Raw genomic sequence first — 18,619 nt, 5'->3', positions numbered from 1 at the left:
GGTGCGAACTTTTGAAAAATTCAATATAGTAGCACCTAAAATTTTTCTAGTAAGTCGTATTAGATGTTTCCACACAAAATATGTAAAATGATGTGATGGATTGAGGTATAAAAAATCACCTATGGGGCAAGACAATCTCAAACAGCATCGTCGCTATATGACGATCTCTTACGTCTTTATGTTTCTCGCATTATTCACAATAATTAGCGCCGTTATTTCGTATTTCCTTGCACGTAAAGTTGCTGTAGCTGAAACCCCCGAGGTTTGGATTCAAGCCCAAGCTTTATGGGTCATGCGAAGTATCATTATTTTTCTTCTTTTAGCTGCTTTTGCTGCTTTGTGGTTCATTCCTCTGATTTTCTTTTATTGGGATTCGATGCTTTGGGTTAAAGCATGTACTGTGATTGGGGTGATTTTTAGTGCAATTTCATGGCTATACCTACTGAATGCATGGTTGAAAGGTTTCAATAAATATCTAAAAAGTAAAGCTGTATTCTAAATTTTTTATGAATGAACTTGTAAAAGTGGAGCAGTGTCCCCATTTTACTTGGCAGTGAAGATTGATCAAATTTTGTGGAGCATCGCCAATCATGGCTAAACGTGATTATTATGAGGTTTTAAGCGTTTCTAAAACCGCTAGTGATGATGAAATTAAAAAAGCCTACCGTAAGATGGCGATGAAATATCATCCAGACCGTAATCCAGACAACGCTGAAGCTGAAGAAAAGTTTAAAGAATGTGCTGAAGCTTATGAAGTTTTATCCGACAGCGAAAAACGTAGCATGTACGACCGCATGGGGCATCAAGCCTTTGAAGGCGGTATGGGCGGCGGTGGTTTCGGCGGTGGCGGATTCAGCGCAGAAGATATTTTCAGCCAGTTCGGCGATATTTTCGGTGGTGCTTTTGGTGGCGGTGGTCGTCAGCAACAGCGTGCACGCCGTGGGTCTGACTTACGCTATGTGATGGAACTGACTTTGGAAGAAGCTGTAAAAGGGGTGAAAAAAACCGTTACCTTTACAGCACCTGCACCATGTGATGTATGTGATGGTAAAGGGTCTAAAAATCCAAATGATGTTGAAACGTGTAAAACCTGTCATGGTGCGGGTCAAGTGCGTATGCAACAAGGTTTCTTCTCTGTTCAGCAAACCTGTAGTACATGTCGTGGACAAGGGAAAATCATTAAAAACCCATGTAATACCTGTCATGGTTCAGGGGTAAAAGATCGTCAACAAACGCTTGAAGTGACGATTCCTGCAGGTGTAGATAATGGTGATCGTGTACGTTTGACAGGTAAAGGCGAAGCCATTCGTGATGGTCAAGCCGGTGATTTGTACGTTGAAGTGGTTGTGCGTGAGCATGAAATTTTCCAACGTGATGGCGCTGACTTATATATGGATGTGCCTGTAACGATTGCAGATGCAGCTTTGGGTAAAGAAATCGAGATTCCGACTTTAGAAGGTCGTGTGAGCTTGAAAATACCTGAAGGTACACAAACTGGTAAAATGTTCCGTTTACGTGGTAAAGGTGTTAAACCTGTGCGTAGCAGTATGCAAGGTGATTTACTCTGCCGCATCGTGGTGGAAACGCCTGTTAACCTAACTGCACGACAACGTGAGTTATTGAAAGAATTACAAGCAACTATGGATGGTGATGACAATAAATCATCACCAAAGAAAAAATCATTCTTTGACCGTTTATTTGACTAAAATAGTGTTCAAAGTAAAAAAGCCAGCTTGATTTTAAGTTGGCTTTTTTATTTTCCCATTTTTATTTTATTAGATTTTGAGTATTGAAGTATTGTTATGAAACAAGATTTAGCCTTAGTGATGGCACTCGCAAGTGAGTCGAAAGGTTTATTCGAACAAGAGAATATCGCGGTACATTACAGTGGGATTGGTAAAGTGAATGCTGCATTTAAAGCATTTGAAATTATCCAAAACACTCAATGTAAAACTTTATTAAATTTAGGTACAGCAGGGAGCTCTGTATTTAATGCACATGAGTTGGTGGAAGTCACCACTTTTGTACAACGTGATATGGATGTATCACCTTTAGGTTTTGAGGTGGGTGTCACCCCTATGGATGAGCATTTTCCAAGTGCGATTCATTTAGAACCATACTTTAAGGATTTGGCCAAAGGTGTGTGTGGCACAGGGGATAATTTTGAAATCAGTTTACCGAAAGTATCGTGTAATTTGGTTGATATGGAAGGCTATGCCTTAGCCAAAGTCTGTAAAAAATTAGGTGTACGTTTAATTTCAGTAAAATATATTACCGATGGTGCTAACGACACAGCACATTTAGATTGGGAAGAAAATTTATTATTTGGTGCACAAAAGTTATTAGAATTATATAAAAGTATTTGAGCCCAAATAAAAAATTTGGCGACCATAGTGTTCTATGGTCGTATGCCATACAAGAATTTGCCTGTGCAAATTATCTTGGGATGACACCGTATAAAATCATATGAATCGTGTGTTGAATAGAGCGTTGGAACATCACTTTATTTTTTAAAGTTTTACCTGTCACCATCTCGATTTGGGTACTGAAATCAGCATAATTTTGAGTTAAACCCCAAATATTAATAATCAGTAGCTCAGGATCAATTTGATCGGAAATTTTACCTTGCTCTTGCCATGTCGCAATCACTTTTGCTTTACGTTTAAAAAGCTTTTTAAGTGGTCCTTTAAGGATCTGTAAAATATGGGGTGCGCCTTGAATAATTTCTAAAGCGAATAATTTAGAAGCTTTAGGCTGTGTACGAGAAACCTCTATTTTAGTCGTTAAATAATGACTAAGCGCTTCAACAGGTTCTAAATCTGCTTCTAGCATTTGTAAAGGAGCAAGCCATTTTTGCATCACAGTCGTTAAGACTTCAACATATAGCGCTTCTTTATTTTCATAATAATAGAAAATATTGGATTTGTGCATTTCAGCAAGTTGGGCAATTTCCTCAAGACTTGCACCATTGAATCCGTAAATAGAAAATACGTCTAAAGCAGCATTAAGCAACTGCTGTCGTTTCTGAGCACTCTTTTTTTGTTCCATCGCATTACTGAATTAAAAAAATAATCACTAAATTGTACGGTAAAATGTCTGATTTGTGCACAGGTCTAAGTGACTATTTTTAAATATTCTTCACATTTATTATGAAGTTTTATTATTTAATCCAAAAAAGGTATTTATTTAATTTATATGCACAAAAATAATGCATACAGTAGGAAATATGGAAGAAAATAAATCTTTTTTTTTAAGCTGATTTTAATTTTAAATAGAGAAAAATTTTTAGGTTGTTAAGAATTTTTAATCAATTTAACAAAACATGTTGCTTAATTTAAAAAATAATAACTTTAAGAGATTTAAAGTTATTATTATAAAATTAAGTCGACAATACCGCATTTAAAATTTGTTGTTCCAATTCTGCAAATTTAGCACCTTTTTGTCGTGGACGAGGCAGGTCTATTTTAAATTGCTGCGCAATATGACCTTGATCAAGCAAAATAATACGATCTGCCAATTGCACAGCTTCACTGACATCATGGGTGACTAAGATTGTGGTAAAACCTTGTTCTAACCATAATTTTTCGATCAAATTCTGCATGTCCAAGCGTGTGAGTGCATCCAATGCACCTAAAGGTTCATCAAGCAATAAGACACGTGGCGTATGTGATAATGCGCGTGCGAGTGCCGTACGTTGGCGTTGTCCACCTGAAAGTTGAGATGGCCACAGTTTGGCTTTTTCTTTTAAGCCTACTTTTTCTAATAATTGTTCGGCTTTGTCATGCTGTGATTGAGCTAATCCGAGTTTGATATTATCTGCAATACTTTTCCACGGTAAAAGGCGTGGGTCTTGGAACATGACACGAATATCATCTGAAGTAATACCTTCACGAAAGTTCTGCACAGATTTGAATTTGATCTCACCATAGCTGGGTTGTTCTAAATCGGCAATGAGACGTAAGAGGGTACTTTTACCACAACCACTACGTCCCACGATGGCAACGAATTCACCTGCTTCAATGTTGAGATCAAGGTCTTCTAGCACTTTGACGTCATCATAAAATTTATGCAATTGTTCGATGTGAATTTCTGCACCTGACTTGGTTGGTGTGCCTTGTGCATGGTCTGAAATATCGAAATGATTGACATATTGGCTGATGCTTAAATCGGTCATGAGTGTATTCCTTATTTTTGATAACCTGAATGCCAACGCAATAAATAGCGTTCTAATCCTTGTGCCAAGACATCGGCTAATTTGCCTAAAAGTGCGTAGAGTAAAATACCGACTAATACGATATCGGTTTGTAAAAACTCACGGGCATTCATAGTCATATAACCAATACCAGATTGTGCAGAAATGGTCTCAGCGACAATTAGCAGAACCCACACTAAACCTAATGCAAAACGTAAACCGACTAAAATAGAGGGCATCGCGCCAGGCAAAATAACGTCTTTATACAGTTGCCAACGTGTTAAACCATAGCTTTTCCCCATTTCAATCAATTGGGGGTCGACTGAGCGAATACCATGATAGGTATTGATATAAATTGGGAAAAATACACCTACAGCCACTAAAAATAGTTTTGCTGATTCATCAATACCAAACCAAAGAATCACGAGTGGAATCAATGCGAGTGCAGGAATGTTACGGATCATTTGCAAAGTGGTATCCAGCAAATTTGATGCAATTTTGGATGAACCATTGAGCAGACCAAGCAATAAACCTAAACCGCCACCGACCAATAAGCCAAGTAGGGCACGACCTGCACTGACTTTGACATGTTGCCAAAGTTCACCACTGACCAATAGCGTCCAGAAGGCGCTCACCACAGCACTTGGCGCAGGAAGAACACGGCTTTCAAGCATTCCTGTTTTTGAAGCAATTTGCCATACAATGATCAGTAAAATGGGCACAATCCAAGGCAGCAATCGCTGCCAAAATTGTGGTGTTTCACGTGAAACTGTGGTGCTTTTATTTTTGAGCTGGGTCGTCATGCAAGCTCCTTTTCAGGTGCTTTTTGCTTGTTTTCCTCAGGTGTATAGTTGTTGGCAACGATTTCACCAAAAGGACCTGTTAAGTTGGGTTGAGTGAGCTTTTGACGTGTTTGCAAAGGCAACAATGGGAATACCAATTCTGCAAAACGAATCGATTCCTCTAAGTGTGGATAGCCTGAGAAAATAAAAGTACTAATACCCAAATCAGCATATTCTTGGATACGATCTGCCACTGTTTGTGGGTCACCAACCAATGCGGTACCTGCACCGCCACGGACTAAGCCCACACCTGCCCAAAGGTTAGGTGAAACTTCGAGTTTGGTACGATCACCATTATGTAACTCAGCCATGCGGCGCTGACCGACAGAATCCATTTGTTGGAATTTTTTCTGTGCCGCAGCAATGGTGGCATCATCGACATATTGAATCAGCTCTTCTGCGGCTTGCCATGCTTGTTGATTGGTTTCACGCACAATCACATGCAAGCGAATACCGTAATTGAGTTGGCGACCTTTGGCTTCAGCACGTGCTTTGACCACGGCAATTTTTTCTTTGACTGCAGCTGGTGGTTCTCCCCATGTAAGATAGGTATCGACCTGATCTGCTGCAAGTTCAATGGCATCTTCAGAAGAACCGCCGAACCACAGTGGGGGATAGGGTGTTTGAATCGGTGGATAAAGCAATTTAGCATCATCGACATGGAGGCGTTCACCGTGAAAACTAAAAGATTCTCTGGTATGTGAACGTTTTAAAATTTCACGCCAAATGGTGGTGTATTCTGCTGCAGTTTTATAGCGTGTGGCATGGTCTTCATATAAACCATCACCTTTGAGTTCTTCTTCATCACCACCTGTAACAAGGTTAAGCAAGACACGACCATTCGATAAGCGGTCAAAAGTTGCTGCCATACGTGCAGCCAATGCAGGCGTTGTGACCCCTGGACGTAATGCAACTAAGAATTTTAAATTTTTTGTTGCATCAATCAGGCTTGCGGCCGTGATCCATGGGTCTTCACAAGAACGTCCCGTTGGAATCAAGACTCCTTCATAGCCTAAGTTGTCTACGGCAACCGCAATCTGTTTCATATAAGCATGATCTACTTGGCGAGCGCCTTTGCTTGTACCTAAATAGCGACTATCACCATGTGTTGGAATAAACCAAAAAATTTTCATTGCTCAGGTCCTTGTTGATTATTTACCAGTCCAAACGGCTAGCTTAATGTTGATCGGTTTTGGAATAATTTTGAGTTCAGCAAAACGATTTGCGAGTTGTTGCTGATCTGCGATGACTTGGGCAGTTAATGGTGCAGCACGAGAGGGTTTTGGACGTCGTTCAATAAAAACTTGGCTGACTTGAGGTTTTAAACCTGTACTTTGTCCAATGCTTTGTGCTGTTGCTGTGCGGTTGGTTTGCACCCATTTATCTGCAACATTGATTTGTTGAATAATGCTATTCACTGCTTGGGGATTTTTCTTTACAAACTCAGGCGAAGCCAAATAGAACGTATAATTTGGACTTAAGCCTTGACCTGAAGCCAATACTTTAGCTTTGTCTTCGAGTTGTGCAGAGGCAAAATAAGGATCCCAAATTGCCCATGCGTCGACCGCCCCTTTTTGGAATGCTGCTCGTGCATCAGCAGGGCTGAGCCAAATCGGTTGAATATCTGTCCACTGTAAGCCTGCTTTACGTACAGCTTGTACCAAGAGATAATGCGCACTAGAGCCTTTTTGAACAGCAATACGTTTGCCTTTTAATTGACTGAGTTGAGTCAACTTCGAAGTTTTGGGGACTAAAATGGCCGATGCCAAAGGCTTTGCAGCTTCATAAGCAATGTAATACAAGGGTTTATTGGCAGCTTGTGCATAGACAGGTGGTGTATCGCCTGTCACACCTACATCGATAGAACCCACCGCCAATGCTTCTAAAATTTGTGGTCCTGCAGGAAATTCATTCCAAGAAATTCTGGCATTTGGAAACTCTTTTTCATATAACTTTTGTTGCTTGGCAATGGCGAAGTTAATCGAACTTTTTTGAAAGCCGATGCGTAACTCTTTGACGCTCGGATCTACTGCCCAAACTGCAGTTGTGCCCAACATCGCACAAGCAAGTAACATGGCGGTCATGCCATGACCTGAAGCGTGTAACCATGATGTTGCGTGTGTATCATTTTGATGTTGGGTCATGTATGTGTCCTCAGTTAGTGTGATGTTATTGGGTTTTAATTCGCCAAAATAGCTGCTTGGATATTGATTTTGTTTGGGATAAGTTTTTGTTGATAAAAGGCATCGGCAACATATTGCTGTTCTTTTGCCACTTCATTGGAAATTGGTTTTACACCAAAGCCCATACGAGAAATTGAGGTAGAGAGAATATCAGCAGATAATCCAGTTTGTTTTTCTAACAGTTTTGCCGCATCAGTTTGATGCTGAGATACCCATTGTGTGGTGGTATTGAGCTCATTCACCACTGCTTTTAAAATTTCAGGATGCTGTTCAGCAAATTTACGATCTGCCAAATAAAATTGATGATTACTTACGAGGTTTTCACCTGTTGCTAAAACTTTTGCACCGAGTTGTTGTTCAGCAGACGCAAAGAATGGATCCCAAATTACCCAAGCATCGACAGCACCTTTTTCAAATGCGGCACGTGCATCAGCAGGTGGTAAATACACCACATCAATGTCCTCAAGCTTTAAGTTGTTGGCTTCTAAGACTTTTAACAGTAAGTAATGCACGTTAGAGCCTTTATTTAAAACAACTCGTTTGCCTTTCAAGTCTTGTATAGTTTTAAGCGATGAATCTTTGGGTACGATCAAAGCTTCTGCTTTGGGTGCAGCAGGTTGGTTTGCTACATAAACTAAATTTGAGTTCGCTGCTTGAGCAAAGATGGGCGGTGCTTCACCCGCTTCTCCAAAAGACACACTGCCGACATTTAGACCTTCAAGCAGTTGTGGGCCAGCAGGAAATTCGACCCATTTCACATTGACGCCTTTTTCTTTTAAAGCTTTGTCTAAGTCGCCACGGGCTTTGATAATGGGCAATAGACCATATTTTTGATAACCAATATTTAAAGTGGTCGTTTCTGTTGGTTTAGAACATGCAGTAAGCATCATGATCGCAGCAAGACTGGCACTCAGTAGTGTGATTTTTTTCCAAGAAGGTTGAAAAAGATGTGCCATGAACAGGATGCTCCTAAACTTTCAATGTTGAACAAAGTGAATGAGCATCAGCTTAGAGATAATTCTATTTTCCAAAAAATAAGATTTTGATGATTAGACATAAAAAAAAAAGATAAAAATAAAAGTGGCAAACTTATCTAAAATTGTGCAAATAAAATACAGTGCTAAAATGCACATTGTTTTTCTAATTGATTGAGAATTATGAAATAAATCTTTTTATAAAATAAATACCTATATAAAGCAGAAGATTGACTAAGGATAAATTCAGTATGTTTCAGTATCTGAAAGAATATCCTTAGCAAAAATGAAGATAAAAGCGCTTTTGTATGGGGTTAAATACGTTTATTAAATACCATGGAATTGCGTTGATAATTATATAACGCTTGTCGTGCTTCAGGTAAATCATCAACACTCGCAGCTGCAAAACCATGTTCTAAGAACCAATGTGCGGTGCGTGTCGTCAGCACAAAGAGTTGTTGAATTTGCATGTGTTTGGCTTTTTCCTCTAAGAAATGCAAAATTTGACTGCCACGATTAGATTTTCTATAACTTGGATGAACGGCAACACAGGCAATTTCGGCAGATCGAATTTCATTGGCTGCGGCAGGAATAGGGTAGAGTGCGGCACAAGCGAGAATCGTACCATCACGTTCAATCACTGCAAATTGCTCAATTTCATTTTCTAAACGTTCGCGAGAACGGTAAACCAAAATACCTTCTTCTTCGAGTGGTCTTAATAAATTAATTAAACCGCCGACATCCCCAATATTTGCCATACGGACTTCTTCATAATGGGCATCGGTGATCATGGTGCCATGTCCATCACGGGTAAAGAGTTCTTCAATCAATGCGCCATCATAAGCATATGACAGTAAATGCACACGATGCACACCTTTGAGTGAAGCTTCTTTTGCATTGTGCAAATGTAATGCAATTTCAAAATTTGAATCTTGGTATTTTAAAATATGTTGATCGAGCTGATGCGGCGTAATTTCACGTAATAGTTGTCCAAATTCATTCATCAAACCTTGCTGATTACCCAAAAAAATCAACTTATCTGCTTTGAGATGAATCGCCGTTTTAGTGGCAACTTCTTCTGCCAATAAGTTAAAGACTTCCCCCGTGGTGGAGTAACCTGTTGGACCGAGAACGACGATATTGTGATTGTCCAAATGACGTTGTATGGCTTCTGTATCAATGGTACGTACTTCACCTGTCAGTTGAAAATCTACGCCATCGCGGATGCCATAGGGTTTAGCGGTGACAAAATTACCTGAAACGACATCGATGCGCGCGCCAAACATAGGAGAGTTGGCAAGTCCCATAGACAATAATGCTTCGATTTGTAGACGAATTGAACCTACTGCATTCATCACACAGCTTAAAGCTTCGCGTGTGGTGACACGACGGTTGATATGAATTGGGCTTTGAATGCCTTTTTCTTTTAAGTTTTCATTGATTTGTGGGCGTGCACCATGCACTAAAATCAGACGAATACCTAAGGAGTGTAGGAGGGCAATATCATGAATAATATGTTGAAAATTTTCATGTTCAACCGCTTCACCACCAAACATCAGCACAAATGTTTTACCACGATGGGCATTGATATAGGGTGCTGAATGGCGAAACCAATGCACATATTGCTGTGTTGTGCTGTGGGTGATTTCAGTATGTTCAGATTGCATATTGCCCATCTCAATGTGTGGTATTCAATAGGTAATTCTAAACAAAAAATACTGCTTCGGCATAGTGCAGAGAAAAAAACACCTGAGGTCTTTTACATAGACCTCAGGTGTTAGGAAAAAGCTTTATACCTTGTTTATAAGATATAAAGCGTTGGGAGAGAATCTTACATTAACCGATCACTTTGACAATTTTATGATTTGTCGTATTGATCAAGACATATTTACCATCAACTTTGTACCACTGTTGAGTTTTGCTTGGTTTACTTAAGCTTTTATACATGTAAAAAGCCCAACAAAGTTGGGCTAATTGAAGTTTCAAGAAAAATATTGCATTAACCAATGATACGAATAATACGATTATTACGTTCATTGACTAAAATATAATCACCATTTACTTGATACCATTGTTGATATTTACCTGGCTTAGGTAAATGACGATGGTTTTTATAATTGACTTGATAACGTGAAGCACTAAATTGGCTCGGTAAATATTGTCCTGAACGCCATTCACGGCTTGGATTCACACGATGATTACGTTCATAACGATTATTGTCCCAACGGTGATCATGTCTTTGATCCCATTTTGCTTGTTGTGCATAACGGTAATTATTTTGATGATCTTGTGGAGCAGCCATTGCAGAAGTTGCTATGAATGCGCTGAGAGATAAAGCAATGCCGGTGATGACCTTGTTCATAAGATACTCCATTATGTTTTAAATTTCTTTCGATAAAGTCAATTTACGCAACAATTGGAGATAAACGGTGAGGGAGATTTAGTTGAATTGTGAAATATATGAAGATTTGATGAAGACAAAAATAAACCTATTTAGCTTGTCTTCCTCAAAATAGGATATGTTAAAAGAATGATCAACTTAGATGAGTTGTAATGGGACTTATTATTCTTTATTGTCGAGACCCTTGCAGCTCATTGCACGTAAATGGTATATGGCATTACATAAAAAATAAAAAACCCAAGCAGATGCTTGGGTAAATGATGACATAGCGGGTTACATACCACGAATACTGACAATATTATTATTGTCTGAATCGACTAAAATGTAATCATTATTAATTTTGTACCATTGTTGATTACGAGACGGCTTTGGTAAATTACTGTCTTTATAGTCTACTTTATAACGATTACCACGATAATGCTGTGGCATCACATAGCCTGTTTGCCATTTGTGTTGTTGCAAACGGCGGACACCACGTTCTTCACGTTCACGGCGTTGTTCTTTGATTTGGTCATCATCCTGTTGAAAATCACGAAATCCTTTTTTATTCCCATGACCACGCTGTTCATAGCCATCACGATCGTAATGGGGACCTGCATGCGTCATTGTGCTGACTGTAGCCAAAACACTGAAAGAAATTGCTAATGCAGTCAACATCTTTTTCATGATAAGCCCTCTTAAGTATCGTTATTCTTACACTGATCACTCTACAAGAAAATTGCAGAGAAACTGTGAAGAAAAATTGACTATTCCTTTAAAAATACAGAGATAATAAGAATACATCGTGTCATACCTTTGCATCATATAATAAAATGACAGCGTTCACCTAGGCATGAATCTGTAGATTTTATATTTCATAGACTCAAAAACGAAGTGTAACAAGGAATATCAAAAGAAATATGTTGGTCATTTTTTGAGAATTTTCTGCTGTTTTAACAGAAATATTTGTGTTTAGACTGCTCTTCACTTTTTATTTTCAAATCATAAAAATGAAATCAAATATAGACATTTAAAATAAACAATAAGTTCTGATCCAATAAAAAACCGAGCTAAAAAGCTCGGTTTTTTGAAGTATGATCCAATATTAGATATCAGATAAATCTACACCAATACGTGCAGCAACTTCTTCATAAGCTTCGACAACACCGCCTAAACCTTGACGGAAACGGTCTTTGTCGAGTTTTTTCTTGGTGTCTTTGTCCCATAAACGGCAACCGTCTGGAGAGAATTCATCACCAAGAACAATACGGTCGTGGAACACACCAAATTCAAGTTTGAAGTCAACAAGAAGCATGTTGCCTTGAGCGAACAAGTCTTTAAGTACAACATTCACTTTTTGAGTGAGTTCTTTCATTTGAGCCAATTGTTCAGCAGTTGCCCAACCTAAAGCGATTGCTTGAGATTCGTTCACCATTGGGTCGCCTAAAGCGTCATCTTTGAAGAACAATTCGAAAGTAGGTGGTGTAAGTTCGATACCTTCTTCAACACCTAAACGACGGCATAATGAACCTGCAGCGTAGTTACGCATTACGCATTCTACAGGGATCATTTTTAATTTTTTCACTAAAACTTCAGTTGGAGAAAGCAGTTTTTCAAAGTGAGTTTCGATACCAGCCGCAGCCAATTTTTCCATGATAAAGGCGTTAAAACGGTTATTCACCTTACCTTTACGATCTAGTTGCTCTATTTTTTCACCATTAAATGCTGAAGCATCATCACGGAAAACTAGAATTAGATGATCTGCGCTATCTGTTTCATAAACGGATTTCGCTTTACCAGTATAGAGCAAGGTTTGTTTTAACATGGGGGAACCTTTTGCAAAAAAAAATTGCCTAGAACGACTAGGCTGGCCAGTTTTGGTATATCTGGGTCAATACTTCTGCAGCGATCTCTTTATCTGCAAAAGTATTGTCTGCATTGAACAAAGCAATGGTATTGCTTGAACCTACAGAGCTTAATTTTAAAATATAAGTTTTGTCATTTAGTTTAAATGTGACCTCAGTCGCATTTTTACTTTCACCAACAACCTTATAATTTAAGCTACTGAGGGTGGCTAATGCATACTGCCAAATTATAGCAGAATCTCCGTCAACTTTAAGCAGTGGATTAGCATTTCCATCGGTTAAAAGTTGTGGATGACCTGTAGTTACAGATGCATCAGTTTGGCTTTGTTGTAATGTAGTAGTTTGTGTCACTTCAGGGCGAGGTACATCGTAGCGATTACCACGCTTATTTTCAAACTTTGGTGCGTGTTGAAGAGCAAGCGGGTCAATCACTGGCGCTGGGTACAATGGCGTTGCTGGTCTAACAGTTGTACCTTCAGGGTATTTAAGCGTTTCAACACTGGTTGTATCTTTATAATCCAAAGAACCATTTTTGATTCCAAGTGAACTACAACCCGCTAAGCTTAAAGCTGATAGGGCAAGGGTTAAACCAAAACGTAATTGCATAATACTAAGCTCTTATTTAATGATACCCGCTGCTTTGAGTTCTTCACGCAGAGGGGTACGGTATTGTTCTGCAAGTGGAGTTAATGGCAGGCGAATACCTGTACCAATTAATTCCATTTCATGGAGTGCCCATTTCACTGGAATTGGGTTAGATTCACAAAATAGAATATTGTTTAATTTTGCAACTTGTGCATCTTTGGCTTTCGCTTCAACAGTTTGACCTGCTAATGCAGCTGCACAAAGTTCGCTCATGATTTTTGGTGCGATATTGGCAGTTACTGAGATATTTCCTTTTGCACCAACAGCGATGAGATCACATGCAGTTGCATCATCACCTGAATACACCACCATGTCTTTACCTTGTAGACCTTCGATGAGTGCTTTACCACGAGGTACATCACCCGTTGCATCTTTGATGGCAACAATGTGTGGAATATCTGCTAAACGAATGACGGTTTCATTGTGCATATCGACACCAGTACGTCCTGGTACGTTATACAGAATAATGGGTAAATCGACTGCTTCTGCTACAGCTTTATAATGTTGAAATAAGCCTTCTTGTGTTGGTTTATTATAGTAAGGAGTCACTAGAAGTGCTGCATCTGCACCGAGTTCTTTCGCTTCTTTGGTGAGCTCAATCGCTTCATGTGTTGAGTTTGCACCAGTACCGGCAATAATGGGGATACGTTTATTGGCTACACGAATAATTTCTTTAATTACTTCCGTGTGTTCTGCCATGCTAAGAGTAGAAGCTTCGCCAGTTGTACCGACTGCAACAATACTATTAGTGCCTTGTTCTATGTGCCACTCAACGAGCTTCTCGAGACCCTTCCAATCTACGCTGCCATCTTCTAACATGGGGGTGACGATTGCGACAATTGAGCCTTGAATCTGTGCTTGCTGAGTCATTTTGAAAAAATATCCTATTTATCCATTCGCAGGGTATGACATATACGATAAGAATGGTTGCGTATTTTGATTTGAGCAAAAAACAATCAATTGTTAAAAAATTGCATAATGCTTATGCAAATTATGACTGATTCAGTGAGTGAGAACAATATGCTTTAGTCAAAGCAATGAAAAACTTTATAAAAAGCAACAAATACAACACATTTTTAATGCTTTAAAATGACTTTCAGGTTTTAAAAGCAAATTTTTATAACGTGGTATGAGCGCATAAATTTAAGCCCAAATGCTAAGTTTTACTCTATTTTTGAAGTTTTAAGTATGAAATTTTTCATCTTTAAGATGAAATAGTGATTATACAAGATGATTTTCAAATTAAAGCCTACTGTTCTTTCAGGCTAAAAAATACATTTAAAGCATTTAAGCTATCGTTTTTTTATATATGGGATTTAGCATTGAGTTATTGCTGGATGAGAATTAAGCGAAAAAATATTTAGATTGTTGAGCTTTTTAATCAACTTTATTCAGCGCTTATTGTTTTTATGACTATATACATGACAGATTCAAATCAGACAATTTTTGTTTAGAAGTAGAAACTGATTATTTTTATAACACTTATTGATAGTTATTTCATCGACGTTTGTACCGGATGATGCCACAGGTATTCCCTAGTAACATCAACAAGGATTTTCAATCATGGCGCAATCCCATATTTTAGATAAAAAGCATGCCACGATTACCGTACTGATCTGTTTTTTGATTGCGGTAATTGAAGGTTTGGATATTCAAGCCGCAGGTATTGCCGCAGCAGGGATTCGTGAACATTTCGCCTTAGATAGTTCACAACTGGGGGTGTTTTTTAGTGCTGGTATTTTGGGATTACTCCCTGGTGCTTTGATTGGTGGGCGTTTCGCTGATCGTATTGGGCGTAAAAAAGTTCTGATTTGGTCGACTGCAATTTTTGCAATCTTTACTTTATGTACCGTATGGGTCAATAGTTTTAATAGTTTATTAGCCGTGCGTTTTCTTGCAGGAGCGGGTCTTGGTGCTGCAATGCCGATTTTGATTACTTTGGCATCAGAAGCGGTCACACCTGAAAATCGTGGTCGTGCGGTGGGCTTGATGTATTGTGGTATGCCTGTGGGCGCTGCAATTTTATCTTTGGTGGCGAGTACGAATTTTGGTGCTGAGTGGAAAAATATTTTCTATTTGGGTGGTTTGTTGCCGATCATTGTTATTCCAATCATGATTTTATTTTTGCCTGAGTCTAAGGAATATTTAAAAGCACAAGAAAAAGTAGGGACAGCAGTGGCTGAACCACAAGCATCATTTAAAGATTTATTTAATGCACAGAATTTGGCGCGTACAGTGCTGATTTGGGTGAGTTACTTCTTTACCTTAATGGTGGTTTACATCATGTTGAGTTGGTTACCATCATTGTTTACTGAACTTGGTTTTACCCGTAAAGAAGGCGCAACAGCACAGTTCTATTTCATGGTGAGTGCAACGATTGGCACCGTGATTTTAGGCATGTTAACTGACCGTTGGAAAAAAGCCTATGTGATTACTTTGATGTATGGCGGTATTTTGGCAGGATTGTTCGCTTTAAATGCAGCAGGTTCACTCACACAAATGTATCTAGCTTCCGCATTAGTCGGTGCATTTGTGATTGGTTGTCAGGGTGTCTTGTATGCTTTTGGCAGTATTGTTTATCCAACAGAAGTACGTGGCACAGGTGTCGGTATGGCTTCTGCCGTAGGGCGTATTGGGGCAATGCTGGGTCCGACGATTGCAGGTCAGTTACTTGCCGCAGGTTTTGGGGCAGCAGGTGTGATTTCCGCTGCAATTCCATGTATTGTGATTTCTGCAATTTTTATGTTGATTTTGACCCGTCGTTTAAATACTTAAACAGATGATTTAAGCTGTGTTTGTTTAAAATAAAACTCGCAGTAATGCGAGTTTTTTATTGTCTAAATTTGTTGAAAATGTGGCGATGTTGCAATTCACGCTGATTTTTACGATATGTTAAAGTGAGCTGAAACAGGATTTTAAGATAGATACTATGCCAAAGAATTCAGCACTGATCGTCGTTGATGTACAAAATGGATTTACGTCAGGTGGAAATTTAGCCGTTGCTCATGCAGAGCAAATTATTCCACTGGTGAATCAACTGATTGAGAAATTTGACCATGTTATTTTGACACAGGATTGGCATCCCGAAAATCATATTTCTTTTGCTGAAAATCATCCTGATCAACAAGCTTATGATACCATTCAGGTTGATTATGGCACACAAGTTTTATGGCCAAGTCATTGTGTACAAGGAACACAAGATGCTGATTTTCATCCTGATTTAAATACCAGTAAGGCACAATTGATTGTGCGTAAAGGGATGAATGTTCAGATTGATAGTTATTCCGCTTTTATGGAAGCGGATCGAAAAACCACCACAGGTTTGGCCGGTTATTTAAAAGAAAGAAAAATAGAAACAGTGTATCTCGTGGGCATTGCAACAGATTTTTGCGTGGCGTGGTCAGCAATGGATGCTGCTCAACTTGGTTTTGAAACCTATGTGATTTCAGATGCAACCAAAGCGATTGATTTACAGGGTTCATTGCAACATGCATGGCAAGAAATGCTTGCGAAGGGTGTAAAGCGTACGGTCTCTAAGCATATTTTACAGTCTGAAGATCATTGAACTGAAAAATTCTACATTTCATTTTAATCAGAAAGTGCAATGCTGTATTTTGTTGCAGTTTTCAATATATTTATACTGAATATGTTGGTTAATTTTGGTTGAAAACGATAAATTAGGGATGATTTTGATGACAGCATTTTTGCGTTTTACCCAATTTATTCAAAAAACTTTTGCGCTATGGGTGGTTCTTTTTGCAGGCATTGCCATGCTTGCACCAGATGCTTTTGTCTGGCTAAAAGCTTATATCACATGGATGTTGGGCATCATCATGTTTGGTATGGGCATGACCATGACCTTAAATGATTTTAAAGGCGTTTTGCAAAGTCCGAAAGCAGTCTGTATCGGTGTATTGGCTCAATTTATTGTGATGCCAAGTTTGGCTTATCTGCTGTGTAAGTTATTCCAATTACCGCCAGAGATTGCGGTAGGGGTCATTTTGGTGGGCTGTTGTCCTGGGGGAACGGCATCGAATGTGATTACTTATATGGCAAAGGGCAATACCGCATTGTCTGTGGCATGTACATCAGTTTCTACGTTGCTTGCGCCTGTTTTAACACCTGCGATTTTTTATCTTTTGGCGAGCCAATGGTTACAGATTGATGCTGCATCTATGTTTAGCTCTATTTTACAAGTGGTGTTATTGCCAATTGTTTTAGGGCTTGTCGCTCGCTCAATTTTAAAACAAAAAGTCGAGCACTATATTCAAGTGATGCCTTTGATTTCGGTCTTCGCAATTGTGGCGATCGTGGCAGCCATTATTGCAGGCAGTAAAGCTGCGATTTTACAGTCTGGCGCTTTGATTTTAGCTGTGGTGGTTTTACATAATGGTTTGGGCTATTTATTGGGTTTTTGGGCAGGTCGTTTCTTTCAATTGTCTTATGCTGACTGTAAAGCCGTTGCTGTTGAAGTCGGAATGCAAAATTCAGGTTTAGGGGTAGCACTGGCTGCGGTACACTTTGCAGCATCTCCTGTGACGGCTGTGCCAAGTGCTATTTTCAGCTTGTGGCATAATATTTCAGGCCCTGCATTGGCAACGTATTGGGCGAGTAAAAAAATGCCAGATGTAGCGAGTGAAGAATCAGTTTAGTCGCTAGATATTCGTGGTTGATGGAGCGCATTGTGCGCTCTTTTTTATGAGTAGAATAAACGCTTTTATGATGACAGGAGTTGACTGAGAAATTCATTTTCAGTCATGACCACAAAACCATGCTGTTGCAATAAGGCCGTTGTGACACCCACGCCTTGAATTTTTTGTCCTGTAAATGAACCATCATAAATCAGCGTTGATCCGCATGATGGACTGTTAGATTTTAAAATCACATGGGTGACTTGATGTTGCTGTGCCAAGGCTAAAGTTGCTTTTGCACCTTGTATAAATTCAGCGCTCACATCTTGTCCTGCTGAAGTGATGACTTTTGCTTTGCCTGTCCAGACGTCCACACCATCGCCACCTTGAATTTCTGCTGCTAAACGAGGGATGGATAAACCTCCTGTCACTTCAGGACAAATATACACAGCTTTTTGTTGTTCAATCAGTTGTTTGAGTTGTTGTTGGAGGCAATTTTTTGCATCGTAACGGACATTTTCACCTATGAGACATGCACTGATTAAATATTTCATAAATGATCTATTTTATTGAACCTTTAATATAAAATGAATGATGGGTAAATATATAATAATGTTTGTTTTTATTATGACAAGGTGTCATATATATTTAAATAAAAATGTATTTAGAATAAATAATTATTATTAACCTATTAATGCTTTTTAAAGGTCGTTAAATTATAAGTTTTTCAGCATGTCAAATCATTGATATAAATAATATTGATGTACAATTCTTAATCTATTTAAATTTTTAGATAACATTACAACATCTTATTATAAAAATAATAAACATTTATTTATAATGATTTTTGTCACAATTTTTAATAAAAATGAATATTAGTTTGAGAAAATATTTTAAAGTCTAATAA

20 protein-coding genes are annotated in these 18,619 nt (G+C 38.7%); 6 read left to right on the top strand and 14 right to left on the bottom strand.

Going from position 1 to position 18,619, the window contains the following annotated elements; genetic code table 11:
- The first annotated feature begins 121 nt into the window (after nucleotides 1–121).
- From HUV91_RS15720 to HUV91_RS15710, 3 genes are all read left to right on the top strand, one after another.
- Nucleotides 122–499 carry a hypothetical protein gene (locus tag HUV91_RS15720; RefSeq protein WP_174494031.1) on the top strand — a complete coding sequence of 126 codons (378 nt, stop codon included), beginning with the start codon at nucleotides 122–124 and terminating at the stop codon, nucleotides 497–499.
- Nucleotides 500–590: 91 nt separating this feature from the next.
- Entirely contained in the window at nucleotides 591–1,706 is a 1,116-nt protein-coding gene (gene dnaJ, locus HUV91_RS15715; RefSeq protein ID WP_130075233.1) for a molecular chaperone DnaJ, read from the top strand.
- A 96-nt stretch (nucleotides 1,707–1,802) separates the two neighbouring features.
- Complete coding sequence (locus HUV91_RS15710) at nucleotides 1,803–2,366, top strand: 5'-nucleosidase (protein ID WP_130075232.1); 564 nt, start codon at nucleotides 1,803–1,805, stop codon at nucleotides 2,364–2,366.
- A gap of 70 nt (nucleotides 2,367–2,436) precedes the next feature.
- Here the strand turns inward: HUV91_RS15710 and HUV91_RS15705 are convergent, their stop codons facing one another.
- From HUV91_RS15705 to dapA, 13 genes are all read right to left on the bottom strand, one after another.
- On the bottom strand, nucleotides 2,437–3,048 hold the full coding sequence (locus HUV91_RS15705; protein ID WP_174494030.1) for a TetR/AcrR family transcriptional regulator: 612 nt from the start codon (nucleotides 3,046–3,048) through the stop codon (nucleotides 2,437–2,439).
- Between the two features lie 331 nt (nucleotides 3,049–3,379).
- Nucleotides 3,380–4,174, bottom strand: a complete 795-nt coding sequence (locus HUV91_RS15700) for an ATP-binding cassette domain-containing protein (RefSeq protein ID WP_174494029.1) — start codon at nucleotides 4,172–4,174, stop codon at nucleotides 3,380–3,382.
- Between the two features lie 11 nt (nucleotides 4,175–4,185).
- A complete protein-coding gene (ssuC, locus tag HUV91_RS15695; RefSeq protein WP_174494028.1) occupies nucleotides 4,186–4,995 on the bottom strand; it encodes an aliphatic sulfonate ABC transporter permease SsuC in 810 nt (269 codons plus the stop codon).
- Nucleotides 4,992–6,167: an FMNH2-dependent alkanesulfonate monooxygenase gene (gene ssuD / locus HUV91_RS15690; protein WP_174494027.1), complete on the bottom strand. Its 1,176-nt coding sequence runs from the start codon at nucleotides 6,165–6,167 to the stop codon at nucleotides 4,992–4,994. Before ssuD ends, ssuC begins: the two co-directional genes overlap by 4 nt.
- Nucleotides 6,168–6,185: 18 nt before the next feature.
- The gene (locus tag HUV91_RS15685; protein ID WP_174494121.1) at nucleotides 6,186–7,118 is read right to left on the bottom strand and encodes a sulfonate ABC transporter substrate-binding protein; all 933 of its coding nucleotides are present in this window, start codon (nucleotides 7,116–7,118) and stop codon (nucleotides 6,186–6,188) included.
- Between the two features lie 95 nt (nucleotides 7,119–7,213).
- Nucleotides 7,214–8,173, bottom strand: a complete 960-nt coding sequence (locus HUV91_RS15680) for a sulfonate ABC transporter substrate-binding protein (RefSeq protein ID WP_174494026.1) — start codon at nucleotides 8,171–8,173, stop codon at nucleotides 7,214–7,216.
- 332 nt (nucleotides 8,174–8,505) lie between these two features.
- Entirely contained in the window at nucleotides 8,506–9,858 is a 1,353-nt protein-coding gene (argA, locus tag HUV91_RS15675) for an amino-acid N-acetyltransferase (protein WP_130075226.1), read from the bottom strand.
- 169 nt (nucleotides 9,859–10,027) lie between these two features.
- Nucleotides 10,028–10,138 (bottom strand): RcnB family protein, encoded by a 111-nt coding sequence (locus HUV91_RS16655; protein ID WP_228721888.1) that lies wholly within the window; start codon nucleotides 10,136–10,138, stop codon nucleotides 10,028–10,030.
- 52 nt (nucleotides 10,139–10,190) lie between these two features.
- Nucleotides 10,191–10,553, bottom strand: a complete 363-nt coding sequence (locus tag HUV91_RS15665; protein WP_130075225.1) for an RcnB family protein — start codon at nucleotides 10,551–10,553, stop codon at nucleotides 10,191–10,193.
- Nucleotides 10,554–10,865: 312 nt separating this feature from the next.
- The gene (locus HUV91_RS15660; protein ID WP_130075224.1) at nucleotides 10,866–11,258 is read right to left on the bottom strand and encodes an RcnB family protein; all 393 of its coding nucleotides are present in this window, start codon (nucleotides 11,256–11,258) and stop codon (nucleotides 10,866–10,868) included.
- 418 nt (nucleotides 11,259–11,676) lie between these two features.
- Entirely contained in the window at nucleotides 11,677–12,396 is a 720-nt protein-coding gene (gene purC / locus HUV91_RS15655) for a phosphoribosylaminoimidazolesuccinocarboxamide synthase (RefSeq protein WP_130075223.1), read from the bottom strand.
- Between the two features lie 37 nt (nucleotides 12,397–12,433).
- Nucleotides 12,434–13,042, bottom strand: a complete 609-nt coding sequence (locus HUV91_RS15650; protein WP_130075222.1) for a lipoprotein-34 precursor (NlpB) — start codon at nucleotides 13,040–13,042, stop codon at nucleotides 12,434–12,436.
- 12 nt (nucleotides 13,043–13,054) lie between these two features.
- Nucleotides 13,055–13,951 (bottom strand): 4-hydroxy-tetrahydrodipicolinate synthase, encoded by an 897-nt coding sequence (gene dapA, locus HUV91_RS15645; RefSeq protein WP_130075221.1) that lies wholly within the window; start codon nucleotides 13,949–13,951, stop codon nucleotides 13,055–13,057.
- A 693-nt stretch (nucleotides 13,952–14,644) separates the two neighbouring features.
- Between dapA and mhpT the strand changes: the two genes are divergently transcribed.
- The 3 genes from mhpT to HUV91_RS15630 all read left to right on the top strand — a co-directional run bounded on the left by mhpT (nucleotide 14,645) and on the right by HUV91_RS15630 (nucleotide 17,733).
- Nucleotides 14,645–15,856: a 3-(3-hydroxy-phenyl)propionate transporter MhpT gene (gene mhpT, locus HUV91_RS15640; protein ID WP_174494024.1), complete on the top strand. Its 1,212-nt coding sequence runs from the start codon at nucleotides 14,645–14,647 to the stop codon at nucleotides 15,854–15,856.
- 154 nt (nucleotides 15,857–16,010) lie between these two features.
- Complete coding sequence (pncA, locus tag HUV91_RS15635; RefSeq protein WP_174494023.1) at nucleotides 16,011–16,646, top strand: bifunctional nicotinamidase/pyrazinamidase; 636 nt, start codon at nucleotides 16,011–16,013, stop codon at nucleotides 16,644–16,646.
- A gap of 127 nt (nucleotides 16,647–16,773) precedes the next feature.
- Entirely contained in the window at nucleotides 16,774–17,733 is a 960-nt protein-coding gene (locus HUV91_RS15630; protein ID WP_174494022.1) for a bile acid:sodium symporter family protein, read from the top strand.
- A 65-nt stretch (nucleotides 17,734–17,798) separates the two neighbouring features.
- Here HUV91_RS15630 and HUV91_RS15625 read toward each other — a convergent pair whose 3' ends face one another.
- Entirely contained in the window at nucleotides 17,799–18,266 is a 468-nt protein-coding gene (locus HUV91_RS15625; protein WP_174494021.1) for a DUF523 domain-containing protein, read from the bottom strand.
- Nucleotides 18,267–18,619 lie beyond the last annotated feature (353 nt).

The sequence above is a fragment of the Acinetobacter sp. Marseille-Q1623 genome, assembly GCF_902809895.1.
In the GTDB taxonomy this organism is placed as follows: Bacteria; Pseudomonadota; Gammaproteobacteria; order Pseudomonadales; family Moraxellaceae; genus Acinetobacter; species Acinetobacter piscicola_A.
This window is presented reverse-complemented; position numbering and strand designations above follow the sequence as displayed.

Excerpts from the sequence above, each read along its gene's own strand:
- mhpT (WP_174494024.1), top strand. The coding sequence starts at position 14,645 with ATGGCGCAATCCCATATTTTAGATAAAAAGCATGCCACGATTACCGTA.
- HUV91_RS15700 (WP_174494029.1), bottom strand. The coding sequence starts at position 4,174 with ATGACCGATTTAAGCATCAGCCAATATGTCAATCATTTCGATATTTCA.
- HUV91_RS15685 (WP_174494121.1), bottom strand. The coding sequence starts at position 7,118 with ATGACCGCCATGTTACTTGCTTGTGCGATGTTGGGCACAACTGCAGTT.
- purC (WP_130075223.1), bottom strand. The coding sequence starts at position 12,396 with ATGTTAAAACAAACCTTGCTCTATACTGGTAAAGCGAAATCCGTTTAT.
- argA (WP_130075226.1), bottom strand. The coding sequence starts at position 9,858 with ATGCAATCTGAACATACTGAAATCACCCACAGCACAACACAGCAATAT.
- HUV91_RS15630 (WP_174494022.1), top strand. The coding sequence starts at position 16,774 with ATGACAGCATTTTTGCGTTTTACCCAATTTATTCAAAAAACTTTTGCG.
- HUV91_RS15720 (WP_174494031.1), top strand. The coding sequence starts at position 122 with ATGGGGCAAGACAATCTCAAACAGCATCGTCGCTATATGACGATCTCT.
- pncA (WP_174494023.1), top strand. The coding sequence starts at position 16,011 with ATGCCAAAGAATTCAGCACTGATCGTCGTTGATGTACAAAATGGATTT.
- HUV91_RS15625 (WP_174494021.1), bottom strand. The coding sequence starts at position 18,266 with ATGAAATATTTAATCAGTGCATGTCTCATAGGTGAAAATGTCCGTTAC.
- dnaJ (WP_130075233.1), top strand. The coding sequence starts at position 591 with ATGGCTAAACGTGATTATTATGAGGTTTTAAGCGTTTCTAAAACCGCT.
- HUV91_RS15660 (WP_130075224.1), bottom strand. The coding sequence starts at position 11,258 with ATGAAAAAGATGTTGACTGCATTAGCAATTTCTTTCAGTGTTTTGGCT.
- HUV91_RS16655 (WP_228721888.1), bottom strand. The coding sequence starts at position 10,138 with ATGTATAAAAGCTTAAGTAAACCAAGCAAAACTCAACAGTGGTACAAA.
- ssuC (WP_174494028.1), bottom strand. The coding sequence starts at position 4,995 with ATGACGACCCAGCTCAAAAATAAAAGCACCACAGTTTCACGTGAAACA.
- HUV91_RS15710 (WP_130075232.1), top strand. The coding sequence starts at position 1,803 with ATGAAACAAGATTTAGCCTTAGTGATGGCACTCGCAAGTGAGTCGAAA.
- dapA (WP_130075221.1), bottom strand. The coding sequence starts at position 13,951 with ATGACTCAGCAAGCACAGATTCAAGGCTCAATTGTCGCAATCGTCACC.
- HUV91_RS15705 (WP_174494030.1), bottom strand. The coding sequence starts at position 3,048 with ATGGAACAAAAAAAGAGTGCTCAGAAACGACAGCAGTTGCTTAATGCT.
- ssuD (WP_174494027.1), bottom strand. The coding sequence starts at position 6,167 with ATGAAAATTTTTTGGTTTATTCCAACACATGGTGATAGTCGCTATTTA.
- HUV91_RS15665 (WP_130075225.1), bottom strand. The coding sequence starts at position 10,553 with ATGAACAAGGTCATCACCGGCATTGCTTTATCTCTCAGCGCATTCATA.
- HUV91_RS15650 (WP_130075222.1), bottom strand. The coding sequence starts at position 13,042 with ATGCAATTACGTTTTGGTTTAACCCTTGCCCTATCAGCTTTAAGCTTA.
- HUV91_RS15680 (WP_174494026.1), bottom strand. The coding sequence starts at position 8,173 with ATGGCACATCTTTTTCAACCTTCTTGGAAAAAAATCACACTACTGAGT.